Below are 18,820 nucleotides of genomic sequence, written 5' to 3' on the forward strand. Positions count from 1 at the left end.
CTGTTTGGATGAATCAAAAACAACTTGCTTAACTTTTTGACACTAGGTATCAAATTTCAGCATATACAATGTAACACACTAAAAAAAGCTAATTAAAGTCGAATTCAGTTATTAAGAATTACTTAATAACTGTTTCTAAAAGCATAAAATAATGAAGCCAACTATAAATATATATTGTGATGAAAGTTGTCATCTCCTAAATGACAAAGAATCAGTAATGGTTTTAGGAGCTGTTTATTGTCCCATTGAAAAAAAACAAGAGATTTTTGAAAGACTATATAGCTTTAAAATCAAGCACAATCTTATCCCTAAGAACAAGAAAAACGAAAAAGACAATCGTACCTATTATGAATTGAAATGGAACAAAGTTTCTAAATCGAAAATCGAGTACTATAAAGATGTTATCAACTATTTTTTTGATGATGACGATTTGCAATTTCGGGTATTAGTAGTTGCCAATAAGTCTTCTGTTGATTATAAAAAATTCAACCACACGCACGATACTTTTTATTATAAAATGTATTTTGGAATGCTGAAAGCCATCTTAAATCCAGACAATTCCCATCACATTTATATAGACATTAAAGACACTAGAAGTAAGGAAAAAGTACACAAACTCGAACAGGTTTTAAGGAATGACAAATATGATTATTCCAAAGAAATTATAAAAAAAGTACAACAAGTAAGGTCTCACGAAGTAGAAATTCTACAACTCGCAGATTTGTTGGTTGGCGTAACTGCTTATGTTAATAGAGGATTATTAGAAAGCAAAGCCAAAAATGAGTTGGTTAATCTAGTCAAACAGCGTTCAAAATATTCATTGACTAAATCTACTTTACTTAAAGAACGTAAGTTTAATGTTTTTATTTGGGAACCTCAAATGCCGAATTTTTTATGAGTTCAAAAGATACTTTAGTTTTTCCTGAATTACTATCCATAAATGAATATGGCGGAAATTTCCAGTCTTATTTTGAAGCTATATACAGTGTTTTTGAGAATGATTTTATAAAAGCACAGCCTATTTATGAAGGCAATAAAGTATCTGTGAGGAAATATCCAGAAGTAGAAGGAATGCACCGCACTTTTTATCATATTACCCACGAGGGAGAAGATGAAAACAACAGACAACCCGATTTTAGAAGATTGGAACGCATACGTTTCCCTCGATTTGTTATAGAAAATTATGCACACAAGGAAATTTTAATCTGGAAAAACAAAAGACAAAAAGACGAAAGAATTCTTTTGTTCAACAAGAATGAAAATTACATAGTAATACTAACAGAAAGAAAAGAATATTATCTATTTATAACGGCTTATTACATAGAAACCGAACATCGCAAAAGAAAGTTGCTGAAAGAATATGAAGACTATAAAAACCAAAACCGCTTAGTGTAACTAAACGGCTTCTAATACTCCTTTAACACTTACAACTTAAAAATATGGTTACTGAGCTGATGCAAAGGTAAGTATTAAAAATGAAAAAGCAAATAGGTTGAATCCTTAATGTAAAAAAACAAGATGATTTTATGACCGAGATAAAAAAAGAAAACAAAAGTATGAGCAATGTTCCTAATTTGAGATTTCCTGAGTTTAAGGGAGAATGGGAAGTGAAGAAATTGGGAGAAGTGGCAACTAATAAATCAGTCAAATACAATCCAATAAATGCAACAAGTTCTATTAGGTGTATAGAATTAGAGCATTTGGCAAGTCAAACAGGAGAATTACTTGGTTATATTGACGGAAGTAAATCAGGCAGTATAAAAAATGTATTTAATGAAGGAGATGTATTGTTTGGTAAATTGAGACCTTATTTGAAAAAACATCTCCAAGCACCTTTTGATGGTGTGTGCTCATCTGAAATATGGGTATTAAAAGGAACAAATATTTCAAATGATTTTTTGTATAGAATAATTCAAACTAATTCATTTATCGATTTAGCAAATCAATCGAGTGGTTCAAAGATGCCAAGAGCAGATTGGAATGTTGTTGAGAATGGACTTTTCTCCATTCCATCATTATTGGAACAACAAAAAATAGCCTCTTTCTTGTCTTTAATTGACGAAAGAATTTCAACTCAAAGCAAAATAATTCTACGATTAGAATCCCTAATTCAAAATCTCAGAGATAAGATATTTAAGCAAAATTTGAGATTTAAAACAAATAAAGAACTAGATTTTCCTAATTGGGAGAATAAGAGTCTAGGAGAAATTTGTGAAAAGAAATCTTCTAGTATATCAGCAAACAAAATAGAAGACAATTTCGGAGAATATATTATCTATGGTGCTTCAGGAGTTTTAAAGAAAGTTGATTTCTATGAAGAAAAAAGCGATTACATAAGTATTGTAAAAGATGGATCTGGTGTTGGTAGACTTTTTTACTGCAAAGGAAAATCTTCTGTTTTAGGAACTATGGATATTATTAAACCCCTAGCTAATACCAATACGTATTTTTTATTTTATCTGTTAAGCAATATTGATTTTACAAAATTTGTAACAGGTAGTACAATTCCACATATATACTTCAAGGATTATAAAAATGAAAATTTTGGAATACCTTCAATTGAGGAACAAACCAAAATTGCTGTTTTTTTATCTCAAATTGATGATAAAATTGAAATAGAAAAACAACTACTAATTCAATATGAAAATCAAAAAAACTACTTGTTGCAGAACCTTTTTATATAAATAGATTTGATAATAAATATTTTTTTTGAGTTTCTAATTGTTCCAATATTTTTCTTTCAATTTTAATTTTATCGTCAATCGATGAAAGGAATCTAGCGATTTTGGTTTGTTCTTCGATAAAAGGAAAAGATAAGTTGATTTCAGAAAAGTATGCGTAGCTAATCATTTTTCCATCTCTAATTCCTTCAAGCTTTTTATTGAGTAATTTAATATATGAATCAGTTTTTAAATAATATTTATAGAATCGATTATCTATTTCAATTTTATTTCTCAGTATAATATAAGCTGGACTACAAATACCTTTATAATTTGAATATTCAATACCTCCTTGAAAACTTCTAAGACTGATTATGAAGTCATCTATTTCAACTACTTTGTAGCTTTTAATACTTTTATTTGTAACTGAAATTTGATAATCGATTAAATCTCTTGGAATAGCTCCATGTTCTTGAGTAATTGCTAAAATTGGTAAATCTGAATTATGTTTTTTGTTTGTAATACTGTCAAACACTTCACTTCCTAATTTGTTTTTCCAATCAGGAAAATCATTTCCAATATCATCTTTAAACCTTAATTTTCGTGTAAATAATTTTTCGCTTGTTGCGTTAATTAAGGTTTTCAGATTCTCAATTATTTTGCTTTGAGTTTGAATTCTGTCATCTACTAAAGAAAGAAGTGAAGTAATCTTTTGTTGTTCAGAAAATGAAGGAAAAGAAAGTTTTACGTTAGAAATTCTACCAACATTAATACTCAAAACTTTTGATCCTTGTGATTCTTTTTGTATTTGTAATCTAACAGTATTCGATTTAAATAAATATCCATTAAATCCTATTTGAAAATAATTTGCTCTTGGTCTAGCTAAGAGTGTATGTAAACCAGAAAGTAATTTTTCATTATTTAAGTTTAAAATTTCAATACTTTTTCCAACATCATTTAAATCTTCTGAAGCATCTGCAAAAACAATATCTCCTTCCTTACAATAAGAATCTTCGGAAATTCTATTTATTGAAATTTCTTCATTAATGTATGGTACTGTTTCCTTTGTAATATCAAACAAAGTTTGAAACTTGGTATGAATATCTCCATAATGGATATTTTTTACAGTTCCATTTTCATAATTTAAATTATCTCTCGAAAAGGAATTGGTTACTTTAAACTCCGCAACTTCTCCCAATTTCTTCACTTCCCATTCTCCCTTAAACTCAGGAAATCTCAAATTAGGAACCTTAAGAACTTAAAGATTTCAAATCCTATATTCCTATCTTTTGAGATTAAAAATCTTAAAATCAAATTATGAACAAACAAAAGAAAATTTCAGAAGTTATTGCCCTATGGAAAACAGACAAAAAGCAGTATGTCAAAAAATCGAGCTTTTCGGCTTATATGCTTTTAATTGAGAATCATTTATTGCCTGTTTTTGGGAATCAATACACTGTTGAAGAAGCAGAAGTACAGCAATTTGTATTTCAAAAAATAGAGCAGAGATTAAGCCACAAAACCATCAAAGATATTTTGATTGTATTGAAAATGGTACTCAAATTTGGAGCTAAAAATAAGTGGTTGGAATATCAAGCTTTCGACATTCAATTCCCAACAGAACGAGAAAAACACGATGTAGAAGTATTGAGCCGAACCAATCAAAAAAAGGTAATGAACTACATTCAGGAGCATTTTACTTTTAGGAATTTAGGAATTTTCATTTGCCTGAGTGCCGGAATACGCATTGGCGAAGTTTGTGCTCTCACGTGGGAAGACATCGATACCGACAGAGGAATCATCAGCGTAAAAAGAACCATACAACGCATTTATGTTATTGAAGACAACATTCGCAAAACAGAAGTTATTTTGGATACACCTAAAACTAAAAATTCCATTCGGGAGATTCCAATGAGTAAGGATTTATTAAGAATGCTAAAACCCATCAAAAAAATTGTAAACAATTCCTTTTTTGTATTAACCAATGACGAAAAACCCACCGAACCAAGAACCTACAGAAGTTATTACAAAAACCTAATGCGAGAACTAAATATGCCAGAACTCAAATTTCATGGTCTTCGCCATAGTTTTGCCACCAGATGTATTGAAAGCAAATGCGATTACAAAACTGTCAGCGTTTTACTTGGACATTCTAACATTAGTACCACTCTAAACTTGTATGTGCATCCAAATATGGAACAAAAGAAAAAAGCGATTGACCAAATGTTTAGAGCATTGAAGTAAATTATAAGTTGTGAATTATAAGTGATTTGTTAGTTTCGTTTTTGTAAGTTTGTAACGATTAAAGTATTCAAGCAACCATTGACATAACTCATAATTCACAACTATTTTGTCCAAACAATCCGAACAGGTTTTAGAAGAGCAACTTATTACCCAATTACAAAAATTAGGCTATCAATATGTGACCATTGCCGATGAAAAATCGTTATTGGCCAACCTGAAAACGCAATTGGAAAAACACAACCGCATTCAATTCAGCGATTCCGAATTTGAAAAAGTACTCAACATTCTCAACAAAGGTTCGGTGTTTGAAAAAGCCAAAATCTTGCGTCAGAAACAGCATATTATAAGAGATAATGGCGATAATCTTTATTTTGAGTTTATTCAAAGTGAACATTGGTGTCAAAATCAATTTCAGGTTACCAACCAAATTACACAACAAGGAAAATACGAAAATCGTTATGATGTAACCTTGCTTATCAACGGCTTACCATTAGTACAAATAGAACTAAAGCGTACTAATCTGGCTATGAGAGAAGCTTTTAATCAGATCAATCGCTATCAAAAACACAGTTATGGTGCGGGACAAGGGTTATTTCATTTTGTGCAGTTATTCATTATCAGCAACGGGGTAAATACCAAATATTTTAGCAATTTTGGCTCACATAAGCAGGAATACCTGCAAACTTTTCATTGGACAGACGAAAACAACAAACCGCTCAATAATATCTTAACCGAATTTGCCGATACTTTTCTGGAACCTTGCCACATCAGCAAGATGATTTGCAAGTATATTGTACTGAATGAAACCGATAAAATATTGATGGTATTACGTCCGTACCAATATTTTGCGGTCGAAAACATCATTAAAAAAGTATCTGAAAACACCATTTTAAACGGTTATGACATTGGAAAGAACGGTTATATCTGGCATACAACAGGTTCTGGCAAAACATTAACCAGCTTTAAAGCCAGCCAGATTTTATCGACTATTCCAGCGATTGAAAAAGTAGTATTTGTGGTGGATAGAAAAGATTTGGACTATCAAACCAATAAAGAATATGATAAATTCAGTAAAGGTTGTGTCAGTTCAGCAACAAATACAGATGACCTGATTCGTAAATTTAATGAACCAAATAATAAAGTTATTGTAACCACGATTCAAAAATTAAACAATGCCATTTCGGGTAGAAATCTTTACAAAATGAAGAATATTCTGCACCAACGAATGGTTTTTATTTTTGATGAATGCCATCGTTCACAGTTTGGAGACACACACCAAAACATAGTCAGTCATTTTACCAATATCCAACTTTTTGGATTTACGGGTACGCCAATTTTAGCAGAAAATGCCAATGGAGAAAAAACTACCACCAGTTTATTTGGAAAATGTTTACACAAATATGTCATTACCGATGCTATACGGGATGAAAATGTATTACGTTTCTCAGTAGAGTATATCAAAACTTTCAAACAAAAAGAGCATATTATAGATTTAAAAATTGAACAAATCAATGAAACCGAAGTATTTGAAGCACCCCAACGCAAAAATGCAATTGTTGATTATATCGTGCAGCATCACGACCAAAAGACACAAAGCGGAAAATTTTGTGCAATGATGTGTGTACAAGACATTGATGCAGTGATTGAATACTACGAAATTTTTAAACGAAAGAAACTTAATGGAGAACATAATCTAAAAATAGCTACAATTTTTAGTTATGCACAAAATGAAGATCCAATGGAAGAACGAGTTGTTCAGCAGTTGAATATGGCTGCAGAACCTCAAACAGAATATGGAAATAATTATATCCCCCATCGTAGAGAATTATTAGAAACGTATGTCCATGATTTCAACGAAATGTTTGGGATGTCAGAAAACATTAAAGATAACGAAGGGTTTTACAATTATTACAATGCTGTTGCCAGAAAATCAAAACATCCAAAACACGAAACTGATATCCTTTTGGTTGCCAATATGTTTCTAACTGGTTATGATAGTAAAAACCTAAATACATTATATGTAGATAAAAATCTGCAATACCACGGTTTGATACAAGCTTTTAGTCGTACCAATCGAATTTTAGACAAAAACAAAACACAAGGAAATATTGTCTGTTTTCGTAATTTAAAAGATAGAACCGATGAAGCAATAACTCTATTCAGTAACAAAGAAGCAATAGATGAAATTATTTTAGAACCTTATGAGCACTATGTAGCAAAATTTAATGAAACGGCAGAAAAAATGCTAAAACTAGTGCCAGAAGTTCGTTCTGTGGATGACTTATACACCGAGGATGATAAAATGCAATTTATCATTGCCTTTAGAAATCTAATGCGTTTCTATAAAAAAATGAGTCATTATACAGAGTTTACTTGGGATGATTTGGGTATTGACGAACAACTTTTTGATAGTTATAGTGGTAAATATCAAGATTTAAAAGAGACTATAAAACATCTAGGTAATGGTAAAACATCCATACTTAATGATATTGATTTTGAATTGGAATTAATTCAAAGCGATACAATCAATGTAACTTACATTATTCAATTATTGATTAAATTAAAATCTAAAAACAATTCAAAAGACAAAGAAAATATCGAAAAGGAAGTCGCTAATCTATTAAATAGCCAAGTTTCATTAAGAAGTAAACGAGAACTAATTGATAAATTTATTCAGGAAAACTTACCCGTAATTGAAGATACTGACACTATTCCAGACGAGTTTGAAAAATTTTGGAATGAAGAGCAAATAAAAGCTTTTAAAGCTTTAGTAGACGAAGAAAAACTTTCGGAAGAAAAAACGGAAAAATTATTGGAAAACTATCTTTTTGCTGAAAGAGAACCATTACGTGATGAAATTTTAGAATTAATTGAAGGCGAAAAACCATCTATTTTACAGCGTAAAAAAACAGGAGACCGGATTTTGAGTAAGATTATAAGTTTTGTAGATACTTTTGTCAATGGAGTAACTGGAAAATAAACAAATTACTATCAATAAGCATTATTATTTCGACTATATTTTGTTCTAAAATTAATAATTACAACGTTGTATGTTTATTTTAAAACAATTTGTTACAATTTGTTAGTTTTATATTTATCTATTGTGGTATCGATAAAGAATAATAAATTTGTGTAAAAATAATAGCAATGCAATCAAAAGACTTACTTCAATTAGCAGATCAATTTGGCAGTCCACTATATGTATACGATGCCGAGAAAATAAAATCACAATATGAGAGATTAACGAAAGCTTTTTCTAAAGTAGAAAAACTACGTATCAATTATGCTATGAAGGCGCTGTCTAACGTTGCCATTCTTCAATTGTTGAGAGATTTGGGATCTTGTTTGGATGCGGTTTCTATTCAAGAAGTACAACTAGGACTTCACGCTGGATATTCTCCTGATCAAATATTTTTTACTCCAAACGGTGTTTCTCTTGAAGAAATTGAAGAAGTACATTCTTTAGGAGTTCAAATTAATATCGATAATCTTTCTATTCTAGAGCAATTTGGTACAAAACATCCAACTGTTCCTGTTTGTATTCGTATCAATCCTCACGTTATGGCGGGTGGAAACGAAAACATTTCAGTAGGACATATTGATAGTAAATTTGGTATCTCCGTTCACCAATTACCACATTTAGTGCGTATTGTTGAAAATACAAAAATGAACATCGTGGGTATTCACATGCACACTGGTTCTGATATTTTAGATATCGAAGTGTTCTTGTATGCTGCCGAAATCTTATTTGATGCAGCTAGAAATTTCAAAAATCTGGAATTCTTGGATTTTGGTAGCGGATTTAAAGTTCCTTACAAAAAAGACGATATCGAAACCGATATTGAAGAATTAGGTAAAAAATTATCAAAAAGATTCAATGCTTTCTGTGAAGAATATGGTAAAGAATTGACTTTAATTTTCGAACCAGGAAAGTTTTTAGTGAGTGAAGCAGGTTTCTTTTTAGCAAAAGTAAATGTAGTAAAACAAACTACTTCTACTGTTTTTGCAGGAATTGATTCTGGATTCAACCATTTAATTCGTCCTATGTTCTATGGTTCACAACACTATATTGAAAACATTTCGAATCCAAAAGGAAAAGAGCGTTTTTACTCCGTAGTTGGATATATTTGCGAAACAGATACTTTTGCAAGCAACCGTAGAATTCAGGAAATTGCCGAAGGTGATATCCTTTGTTTCAGAAACGCTGGAGCCTATTGCTATTCTATGTCTTCAAACTATAACTCGAGATACAAACCAGCTGAAGTATTGTGGATTAATGGCGAAGGACATCTTATTAGAGCTCATGAAACTTTCGAAGATTTATTAAAAAATCAAATTCCACTACCAGCTTCGGTAGCAAAACAATAAATACAAATCATAAAAAAAGGGACTTTTAATTAAGTTCCTTTTTTTATATTTTCTACTTTCCAAAATCTCTGTCAGTAAATTGCAATTATCAATTAGAGTACTTATTTTTTCAAAGATTTCTATAATAAAAATTTCATGTAAAAAAATGCCATAATCTTATTTTCAATTTTTCTATTCCTATCCAAATCAAACTTTAAAAAGTTATTTTTGTAACTATAAAAATCATTGCTCGAAACAAGAAAATAATGAAATACCTCTCTATCTCTTCTTCAAGAAAACATATTTCTATACTCTTTTTCAGTCTTCTGGCAACTTTAAATTTATGGGCAGCTTGTGGAAAATGGACTAGCAAAGTTACGGGTGGAACTATTGAATACAAAACAACCGAATCTAAAAATCCAATTAAAGATTTTAATGGAAATTACTTAACGGTAGTATATTTAAAAAATCTTGCCATTAAAAAAATTGGTCGAAATAGCATTAAAAAAGACGTGAATTGGTTGCTTGCTGAAGGTTATCGGGTTATCGAACTGAATTATTCGAAAAACCGCAATGCCAAGGCTCTTAAAATAAATGAAGACATCATAGCAATTAATGACTCCATTGCAGCAGGAAGTTTTTGCGGTTTAAAAAACTGTTCTCAATACAAATCGTATGTTTTGTTTGAAGGCTACCGAATAGCACGAGATGTTAGCTATTTTATTGATGATCCAAAAGTTTACAATACACCAGAACAATACATTGTTGGTGATTCTTTGCACATGGATATTATTTATCCTGCAAATGCTAAGGTCAAAGTACCTACCATCTTGTCTTTTTCATACAGCAATAGCTATGCTAATTATGATAAGGATAAAGGAATGCTAACGGATGCTTTTAAAGACCAAAGACTCAATCTAGCTTATTCGTTTGCTGGTTTTAATGATTCTTTTCTCGAAGGAGCTCCAGCTAATGGCATGGCGTGGGCAATTGCTGATCATCCAAAATACTGTCCTTGGGGAAAAGGGAAACCCGTAAACGGAGCTAACGATACCTACAAATCATTTCAAACTAATCCAGATGCTGCTCAAAAAGTAAAATCGGCCATTCGAACCTTGCGTGTTTTAGGTAAGCAAATGGGGCTTTCGGACAAAATAGGGATTTTTGGTTTTTCCAGAGGATCAACTGCAGGTTCTATGGCTATTGGAGATAAAAAAGTAGAAAGTTTAGAAAACACTGGATTTCACATTGGAATTTCCGATGATGTACAAGCTGCCGCACTTGGACCAGGTGTTTTTGATTACACTCTTATTTACAACACTACAGATGATGGTGACAAAAATTTAGAATTGAGATGTCCTTGGGTTTGGGGTTCATTGGAAGAAAACAGAAAATTATGGGAATCAATGGGTTCTTCTTATTTGGTTGAAACCAAAGCAACAGCTCCTACTCTATTTTTTTACAATACTGACGACGATGCTTATTATGAAGATCAAATTATTCATTTAAAAAAGAAATTAGACCAGTTAGCTGTTCCAACAACTTCTCTTATCAATTATGGAAAAGGACACGCTATTCCCCAAACAGCAAAGGATCTCAATACACTTTATAGTTTTTTTAAAAACTATCTTAACCCTCCAAAATTGGACAAAACAAAAAAATAACTGTAATTTCAATCTACCATAGCTCCTCTTTCGGGAGCTTTTTTTTGTTCCAAAAATTACCAAATAAATAAGTATATTTAAACTATCCTGAAAACCAATTGATTCCCATCATGAAAAAAATAACCAAAGAAGATATAAGTCAGGAAATATTTGACTTGTACGATGATTACGCTCATAACAAAATTGAAAGAAGACAGTTTATCGAAAAACTTTCGGTATTTGCTGTTGGAACACTTACACTACCTTCCTTGTTGAGTTTTATCACTCCTGATTATGTAAATACGATACTCATAAAACCAGATGATCCGAGAATTGATTCCGATTATATTACTTATGATTCTCCAAAAGGAGGAGGAAAAATCAAAGCTTTACTTTCGAAACCCAGCAAAAACAATAAAAATTTACCTGGAGTAATTGTGGTACACGAAAACCGCGGTTTGAATCCATACATTGAAGATGTAGGTCGCCGTACTGCCGTGGAAGGTTTTATCAGTTTGGCTCCTGATGCTTTAACTCCGTTAGGCGGTTATCCTGGAAATGATGATGAAGGCCGAGAAATGCAGAAAAAAAGAGACCGATACGAAATGCTCGAAGATTTTATAGCAGCTTATCATTATTTAAAAAATCATCCTGATTGCAATGGACACATTGGTGTAGTTGGTTTTTGCTTCGGTGGATGGATTGCTAATTTGATGGCGGTTAAAATTCCAACATTAAACGCTGCTGTTCCTTTTTATGGTGGACAGCCCACTTCCGAAGAAGCCGCTCAAATTAAAGCTCCTTTATTGTTGCAATATGCTGGTTTAGACACCAGAGTAAATGAAGACTGGCCTGCTTTTGAAGTGATTTTAAACCAAAATAAAGTTTCAAACACCGCTTATTTTTATCCAAATGTCAATCATGGCTTTCATAATAATACCACGCCGCGATATGATGAAAAAGCAGCCACTTTAGCATGGACAAGAACAATTGATTTTTTCAAAGAACACTTAAAATAAAACGAAATTACAATTTGAAATTTTAATTTAACTTTCAAATCATTTAATAGTACCTTTGCAGTTCAAATAATTAAAATGAGATTACACAGAAACTTAGTATACACTACTATCGATTCTCTAAATGCAATATTTAACGAAGGAGAATACGCAGATAAAGTAGTTGCAAGAGCACTAAAAAAAGACAAGCGTTGGGGAAGTTCCGACAGGAAATTTGTCGCTGAAACCATATACGAAATTGTTCGTTGGAAAAGATTATATTCAGAAATTGCCGAAGTAAAAGAACCTTTTGACAGAGATAACCTGTGGAGAATGTTTTCAGTTTGGGCTGTTTTAAGAGGATACCCAATTCCAGATTGGCGCCAACTGGAAGGAACGCCTGAAAGAAAAATCAAAGGACGTTTTGATGAACTTTCAAAAAACAGAGCACTTAAAGAGTCTATTCCAGACTGGATGGACGAATTAGGTGTAAAAGAGTTAGGCGAAAAAGTTTGGGCTAAAGAAATTGCTGCTCAAAACCAACCTGCCAAAGTAATCCTTAGAACTAATACTTTAAAAACAACTAAAGAAGCTTTAAGAGCTATTTTGATGGATTTAGATATCGAAACCGAATATCTAAAAGACCAACCAGATGCTTTGGTTTTAAAAGAAAGAGCAAATGTTTTCATGACCGATGCTTTCAAACAAGGTTTTTTTGAGGTTCAGGATGCCAACTCCCAATTAGTTGCGGCTTTTCTTGATGTAAAACCCGGAATGCGTGTGGTAGATACTTGTGCTGGTGCTGGTGGAAAAACATTGCACATGGCAGCCTTAATGGAAAACAAAGGACAATTAATTGCAATGGATTTATACGAAAGTAAATTGAAGCAATTAAAATTAAGAGCCAAACGTGATGGTGCTTTCAACATTGAATACCGCATTATTGACACCACAAAAGTGATCAAAAAACTGCATGAAAAAGCAGATCGCGTATTGATTGATGCACCTTGTAGTGGTTTAGGAGTTTTAAAAAGAAATCCAGATGCCAAGTGGAAACTAAAACCGGAGTTTATTGATAATATTCGAAAAGTACAATCGGAAGTTTTAGAAAGCTATTCTAAAATTGTAAAACCAGGCGGAAAACTAGTTTATGCAACCTGTTCTATTCTTCCTTCGGAAAATCAAGAACAAGTAGAACGTTTCTTAACTACTGATATTGGAAAACAATTCACTTTTATAAAAGACCATAAAATTCTAGCTTCAGAATCTGGGTTTGACGGATTTTATATGGCATTGTTGGAAAGAAAAGCATAGTTCTCAATCTGCAGAAAGCAGAATATAGACTCCAGACATAAAAAAAGCGATTTTCAATTGAAAATCGCTTTTTTTATATATTTTACAGAATTCTGAATTCTGCCTTCTGAACACTGCAAACTGAATTAGTCGTTCATTGAAATCAAGAACTCCTCATTATTTCTAGTTTTCTTGAATCGATCATTGATAAATTCCATTGCTTCAACTGGATTCATATCAGAAAGGTATTTTCTCATAATCCACATTCTTTGTAGCGTATCTTTATCGAGAAGTAAATCATCTCTTCTGGTGCTTGATGAAGTCAAATCAATAGCCGGGAAGATACGTTTGTTGGCAATTTTTCTATCTAATTGCAACTCCATATTACCTGTTCCTTTGAATTCTTCGAAAATTACCTCATCCATTTTTGAACCTGTTTCAGTCAAAGCGGTAGCAATAATACTCAAAGAACCACCTTTTTCTACATTACGAGCCGCTCCAAAAAAACGTTTTGGTTTTTGCAGCGCATTAGCATCAACACCTCCACTCAATACTTTTCCTGAAGCAGGTTGTACGGTATTGTAAGCTCTTGCCAAACGCGTAATAGAATCTAACAGAATTACTACATCATGACCACATTCTACCAAACGTTTTGATTTTTCAAGAACAATATTAGCAATTTTAACGTGCTCTTGCGGCTCTCTGTCAAATGTTGATGCAATTACTTCACCACGCACAGAACGTTGCATATCAGTTACCTCTTCAGGACGTTCATCAATCAATAAAACAATAAGATAAACTTCGGGATGATTGGCTGCGATGGCATTTGCTATTTCTTTCAACAACATGGTTTTACCCGTTTTTGGCTGGGCTACAATCATACCACGTTGTCCTTTTCCTATTGGAGAAAACAAATCGATAATTCGAGTTGAAATCGTACTTTCTCTTTCGGCTAATTTGAATTTTTCTGACGGGAATACAGGTGTTAAATGTTCGAATGAAATTCGGTCTCTAACAACTTGTGGATCGTGTCCGTTAATTTTAAGAACACGAACTAGAGGGAAAAATTTTTCTCCTTCTTTTGGAGGTCTTACCACTCCTTTTACAGTATCTCCTGTTTTTAAACCAAATAATCTAATTTGTGACGTTGACAAATAAATATCATCTGGAGAAGCTAAATAATTATAATCTGAAGAACGCAAAAAACCATAACCATCAGGCATCATTTCAAGAACTCCTTCGCTCTCAATGATTCCATCAAATTCAAAGTCAGAGTCTCTAAAATTATTTTTCTTGTTTTTAAAATTAGGATTTTGGTTCTGATTTCCGTTTTGATTTGGATTCTGATTCTGCTTGTTTTGTTGATTCGGATTGATTTTCTTTTGCGGAGCAGCAGGAACAACAACTTCAGTAGCTGCCTCCTCTTGTTTTGCTTCTACAGCAACAGAATTTTCATCTGTAGTTTCTTTATTCTTTTTTAAAGCAATTTTCTTTTCGTAAGTGGCTTTGTTAAATTTTACCACCTTCGCTTTTTCAGTTGCAGCTTCTTGACTTGCTTCCTCTTTTTGTTGTTTTAATTCTCCATCTGCAATGGTTTCCTTAGGAAAATCAAGTTTTTCAGCCTTATTTTGTTCTAATTGTTCTTCTTTATTGTTAGAAACATTTGGCTTTTTTGGAGCCGCTTGTTTTTTTACGGGAACAATGCGTGTTCTTTTAGACTTATCATCAACATTAGCTGATATCGCCTTTTCTTCAACTACAGTAGAGGATGCAGTAGCATTTTGAAAATCCAAAATACTTGCAATTAAGGCATCTTTTTTTACACCGTTGAATTTTATTGTTTTAGCAGCCTTAGCTATTTGTTGAAGCTCAGAAAGCTTCATTTCTTTTAATGCAGAAATATCAAACATGAATGTTCTATGAATTTAATTAAATTGGGGAATCTTGAAAAGATTGGGTGTATTTTTCACTTTGAATTCACCGCAGTATGAAGTGCTTACGGTATTGTATTGCAATAATACGAATAAAATTTAATCATACAATAGTATTTTAAAAAAAGAAAATATATTTTTGTAGAACAATATGAATAGAAAATGATACAACGAATTCAAACAATATATTTATTTATTGCTTTTATAATTACAGGAGTTTTGCCTTTTATATTTCCTCTATGGACTTTGAGTGACGGCAAATCATACTTTTTTATGGAAAACCAAATTTATGCTGTTTTGTTTGGATTGAGTACTACTCTTTCAGTATTGAGCATTTTATCCTATAAGAAAAGACAAAATCAATTTGTCATTGGCAGATTGAATATCATATTAAATTTGATTTTATTAGGATTGTTTTTATATCATTCACTAAATTTATCTGGAGAAGCCCTTGTAGTTTCTGAGAAAGGTATTGGGATGTTTCTACCTATTATTGCTATCGCAGCGTTAGTTTTAGCTAATAAAGCGATCAAAAAGGATGAAGATCTTGTAAAATCTGTGGACCGATTGAGGTAAACCTATAAATTTTAATTTATTAGTGCGAAGGAAACCCGAATGAAAATTCGGGTTTTTTTGTGTTATTTTTTTTATACATTTGGGAATATTAGAATGTAATTATGAAAACCACAATACGAATTCACCTAGCCGACGATCATAAAGTACTTATTGATGGCATGCGTACTTTATTGAATTCAATTCCTAACTTTAATGTGGTAGGCTTTTCTTTAAAAGGAACCGCACTTTATGAAGAAGTAACTAACAATGCTACAGATATTTTAGTTTTAGATATCAGTATGCCTGAAAAAGATGGTATTGAAGTACTGAAAGAATTTCATAAAAAAGGTTTTCCGTGCAAAGTGATTGTACTTTCTACTTATGACGATATTAAACTAATCAAAGAAGTCATGAAATTAGGTGCTAGCGGTTATTTGACTAAACAATGCGCTGGAGAAAATATTGTTGAAGCCCTACAAGTTGTAAGTACTGGTGAAGAATATTTTTGCAATCAGGTGCGAGAAACCATATTTACATCGGCAACTAAGAAAAGTCCAAAATTAAACAGAACAATCATTGATCCCGAATACCAATTAACAGGTCGGGAAATAGAAATTATCACTTTAATAGCGTTAGAATATAGTGGTAAAGAAATTTCTGAAAAACTTTTCATCAGTTCTAATACGGTAGAAACACATCGAAAAAATATTCTAAAAAAATTAAAAGCTAAAAACACCATTAGCTTAGTCAAATTTGCTTTGAAAAACAATTTGATTAATCCTTAAATTATAGTCATCTTAAATTTCATTATGCTTTACCAACGCATTTACAGCTTATTATTAGTGCTCCTTATTTGTAGTACGAATTTATTGTTTTCCCAAACAAAAAGTTCAGAACTAAATAAAATTACAGCTCTAACACAAGAAGCAACTAAATTAATGAGAGCTGAGAATTACGAAAAATCATTAATTCTTTCTCGCCATACTTTACGTAAAGCAATTAGCTTAAAAGATGACAACCTAATTGCATTATCTTACAACAACATTGCTGCTAATTTTGATCAATTAGCCGAATCCGAAAAAGCCTTATTCTATTATAAAAAAGCAATTATTTATGCTAATAAAACCAATAATTATCATCTAAAAAACTGGATAAGCAACAACTTAGGAAACATCTATTGTTTTGATAAAAGAGAATATTCCAAAGGGATTTACTATTATAAAAAATCACTAGAGTACAGTATAAAAATTGCCGATTCTTCCGAAATTGCTTTTACGAAACTCAATATTACATGGGCTTATTTTGATATTGGAAAATTTAATTTGGGACTTCCTTACTTAAATTACATCAATAAACACTATAAAAAATACGAAGATGAATCTATCATCGTAGCATTAAATATGCTAAACGGAATGTATCATGCACATCTAAACAACACAAAAAGAGCTACTTTTTATTTTGAAAAAGCCATCAAATTAGGGAAAAATGGCAATGAAAAATCGGATTTATCATTTAGCCATCAAGAGTATTCTAAGTTTTTATTCAAAATCAAAAATTATAAAAAAGCCTATGAAAATCTTCATGCTTACAACCAAATTACAGATGAATTGAACACCGAGGAAAAATTAAAAAAACTCAACATTGCCGGAATCAATCTTGAAATTGACGAATACAAAAGAGAAATTGATGACATCAAAACGAAGTATAAATCAGATCAACAAATCTTATTAGAAAAACAATCTAAAAACAAACTAATTAGCATTGTCATTATATCTATTTTGCTTTTAATTATTGTATTTTCCTATTTTCATTTTCAAAACAAACAACTAAAACAGACCAATAAACTCAAAAATATCGAGAGTAAAATTCAAGAAAATATAATTACAGCTTCGATAAACGGACAGGAAATGGAACGAAAAAAAATCGCCTCATTTCTACATGACAACATTAGTGCATTACTCTCTTCGGCAGCTTTACATTTGACTATTTTTTCTACAAAAAACAATAATGATTCGGTAGAAATCACAAAAACAAAAGCTATTTTAATACAAACTCATTATAAAATTCGTGACTTATCACACCAACTTTTACCTTCTTTATTGGCACGTTTTGGATTGTTTTATGCGCTGAACGATTTATGCGAAATGAACTCTAATTCGAATATATTTTTCGAATATTCGAGTGATGTTTCTGCCGAAACACGTTATAATGAGGATTATGAGATGAAAATGTATTTTATAATTAGCGAATTATTAAATAACATTATCAAACACAGTCAAGCCAGTATTGCTAAAATAAATTTGAAAGAAATCAATTCAGAACTTCATATTCTGGTAGAAGACAATGGAGTTGGTTTTGAAATCAAGCAATACCCAACGATTGAAGGTTTTGGTTTGAACCAAATTAAAGCCCGCATCAATACAATGGAGGGAAAGTTTACGGTAATTTCGAAACCAAAACAAGGAACTACAATTAAAATAATTGCTCCTATTGAATATAAAGCAAAACCTGCAGTTTAATCAAACTCTTTTTTCAATTTCTATAATTTCCAGATCCTTAATTTTATCGCCTTCAATTACAAATCGCAACATCGTACGCACTTGATGAAAACCACTTTTCCCGCAAGCACCAGGATTCATGTGTAAAAGTTGATGTTTTTTATCGAACATTACTTTTAAAATATGCGAATGGCCGCAAATAAACAACTTAGGAGGATTTGCCGTCATTTCAGCCTTTATATTTGGATTGTATTTTCCAGGATAGCCGCCAATATGTGTAATCCAAACCGAAACATCTTCGCACATAAAACGATTGTGCAACGGAAATTCTAAACGCGCCTGAGCATCATCAATATTACCATAAACAGCTCGCAATGGTTTAAGTTTTTTTAAAGTATCCGTTACTTTCAAATCACCAATATCTCCAGCATGCCAAACCTCATCTGCTTGTTGAACATATTTTAAAATGGTATCGTCAATATGACTGTGGGTGTCTGAAAGTAAAAGGATTTTTTTCATTTTTTTGAGTCTAAGATTCTCGGATGCTAAGTTACTTAGGTTTTTCTTAGGTTCAAAAAAAGATGATTTCAAAGTTTTAGGTAAAAATCAGCGAAAACTTTTAAAACCGAATGTCCTGTTATCAAATGTGTCATC

Annotated in this window: 15 protein-coding genes; 12 read left to right on the forward strand and 3 right to left on the reverse strand. The window is 31.8% G+C overall.

The window, feature by feature from the left end; genetic code table 11:
- Positions 1–151 precede the first annotated feature (151 nt).
- The 3 genes from AAGV33_RS05540 (at position 152) to AAGV33_RS05550 (ending at position 2,684) form a co-directional block, all read left to right on the forward strand.
- A complete protein-coding gene (locus AAGV33_RS05540) occupies positions 152–898 on the forward strand; it encodes a DUF3800 domain-containing protein (RefSeq protein ID WP_373390958.1) in 747 nt (248 codons plus the stop codon).
- Positions 895–1,395, forward strand: a complete 501-nt coding sequence (locus tag AAGV33_RS05545; protein ID WP_373390959.1) for a hypothetical protein — start codon at positions 895–897, stop codon at positions 1,393–1,395. Before AAGV33_RS05540 ends, AAGV33_RS05545 begins: the two co-directional genes overlap by 4 nt.
- Positions 1,396–1,526: 131 nt before the next feature.
- A complete protein-coding gene (locus AAGV33_RS05550; RefSeq protein ID WP_373390960.1) occupies positions 1,527–2,684 on the forward strand; it encodes a restriction endonuclease subunit S in 1,158 nt (385 codons plus the stop codon).
- Here AAGV33_RS05550 and AAGV33_RS05555 read toward each other — a convergent pair.
- Entirely contained in the window at positions 2,677–3,900 is a 1,224-nt protein-coding gene (locus tag AAGV33_RS05555) for a restriction endonuclease subunit S (protein ID WP_373390961.1), read from the reverse strand. The genes AAGV33_RS05550 and AAGV33_RS05555 overlap by 8 nt on opposite strands.
- A 77-nt stretch (positions 3,901–3,977) precedes the next feature.
- On the opposite strand from AAGV33_RS05555, the gene AAGV33_RS05560 reads away from it, so the two are divergent.
- From AAGV33_RS05560 to AAGV33_RS05585, 6 genes are all read left to right on the forward strand, one after another.
- Positions 3,978–4,904: a tyrosine-type recombinase/integrase gene (locus tag AAGV33_RS05560; protein ID WP_373390962.1), complete on the forward strand. Its 927-nt coding sequence runs from the start codon at positions 3,978–3,980 to the stop codon at positions 4,902–4,904.
- Between the two features lie 106 nt (positions 4,905–5,010).
- Positions 5,011–7,884 (forward strand): type I restriction endonuclease subunit R, encoded by a 2,874-nt coding sequence (locus tag AAGV33_RS05565; protein ID WP_373390963.1) that lies wholly within the window; start codon positions 5,011–5,013, stop codon positions 7,882–7,884.
- Positions 7,885–8,051: 167 nt separating this feature from the next.
- Complete coding sequence (gene lysA / locus AAGV33_RS05570) at positions 8,052–9,272, forward strand: diaminopimelate decarboxylase (protein WP_373390964.1); 1,221 nt, start codon at positions 8,052–8,054, stop codon at positions 9,270–9,272.
- A 245-nt stretch (positions 9,273–9,517) separates the two neighbouring features.
- A complete protein-coding gene (locus AAGV33_RS05575; protein ID WP_373390965.1) occupies positions 9,518–10,915 on the forward strand; it encodes an alpha/beta hydrolase family protein in 1,398 nt (465 codons plus the stop codon).
- Positions 10,916–11,025: 110 nt separating this feature from the next.
- Entirely contained in the window at positions 11,026–11,913 is an 888-nt protein-coding gene (locus tag AAGV33_RS05580) for a dienelactone hydrolase family protein (protein ID WP_373390966.1), read from the forward strand.
- Positions 11,914–11,988: 75 nt separating this feature from the next.
- Positions 11,989–13,203 (forward strand): RsmB/NOP family class I SAM-dependent RNA methyltransferase, encoded by a 1,215-nt coding sequence (locus AAGV33_RS05585; RefSeq protein WP_373390967.1) that lies wholly within the window; start codon positions 11,989–11,991, stop codon positions 13,201–13,203.
- Between the two features lie 125 nt (positions 13,204–13,328).
- Here the strand turns inward: AAGV33_RS05585 and rho are convergent, their stop codons facing one another.
- Positions 13,329–15,092: a transcription termination factor Rho gene (gene rho / locus AAGV33_RS05590; RefSeq protein WP_373390968.1), complete on the reverse strand. Its 1,764-nt coding sequence runs from the start codon at positions 15,090–15,092 to the stop codon at positions 13,329–13,331.
- 183 nt (positions 15,093–15,275) lie between these two features.
- Between rho and AAGV33_RS05595 the strand changes: the two genes are divergently transcribed.
- The 3 genes from AAGV33_RS05595 (at position 15,276) to AAGV33_RS05605 (ending at position 18,187) form a co-directional block, all read left to right on the forward strand.
- A complete protein-coding gene (locus tag AAGV33_RS05595) occupies positions 15,276–15,689 on the forward strand; it encodes a DUF4293 domain-containing protein (RefSeq protein ID WP_373390969.1) in 414 nt (137 codons plus the stop codon).
- Between the two features lie 101 nt (positions 15,690–15,790).
- A complete protein-coding gene (locus AAGV33_RS05600) occupies positions 15,791–16,453 on the forward strand; it encodes a response regulator (RefSeq protein WP_373390970.1) in 663 nt (220 codons plus the stop codon).
- Between the two features lie 153 nt (positions 16,454–16,606).
- Complete coding sequence (locus AAGV33_RS05605; protein WP_373390971.1) at positions 16,607–18,187, forward strand: tetratricopeptide repeat-containing sensor histidine kinase; 1,581 nt, start codon at positions 16,607–16,609, stop codon at positions 18,185–18,187.
- On the opposite strand, the gene AAGV33_RS05610 is transcribed toward AAGV33_RS05605, so the two are convergent.
- Positions 18,188–18,685, reverse strand: coding sequence for a metallophosphoesterase family protein (locus AAGV33_RS05610; protein ID WP_373390972.1), 498 nt, complete (start codon positions 18,683–18,685; stop codon positions 18,188–18,190). It lies immediately after the preceding gene.
- Between the last annotated feature and the right edge of the window lie 135 nt (positions 18,686–18,820).

Origin of the sequence: Flavobacterium magnesitis, from assembly GCF_041729735.1 — a bacterium.
GTDB lineage: Bacteria > Bacteroidota > Bacteroidia > Flavobacteriales > Flavobacteriaceae > Flavobacterium > Flavobacterium magnesitis.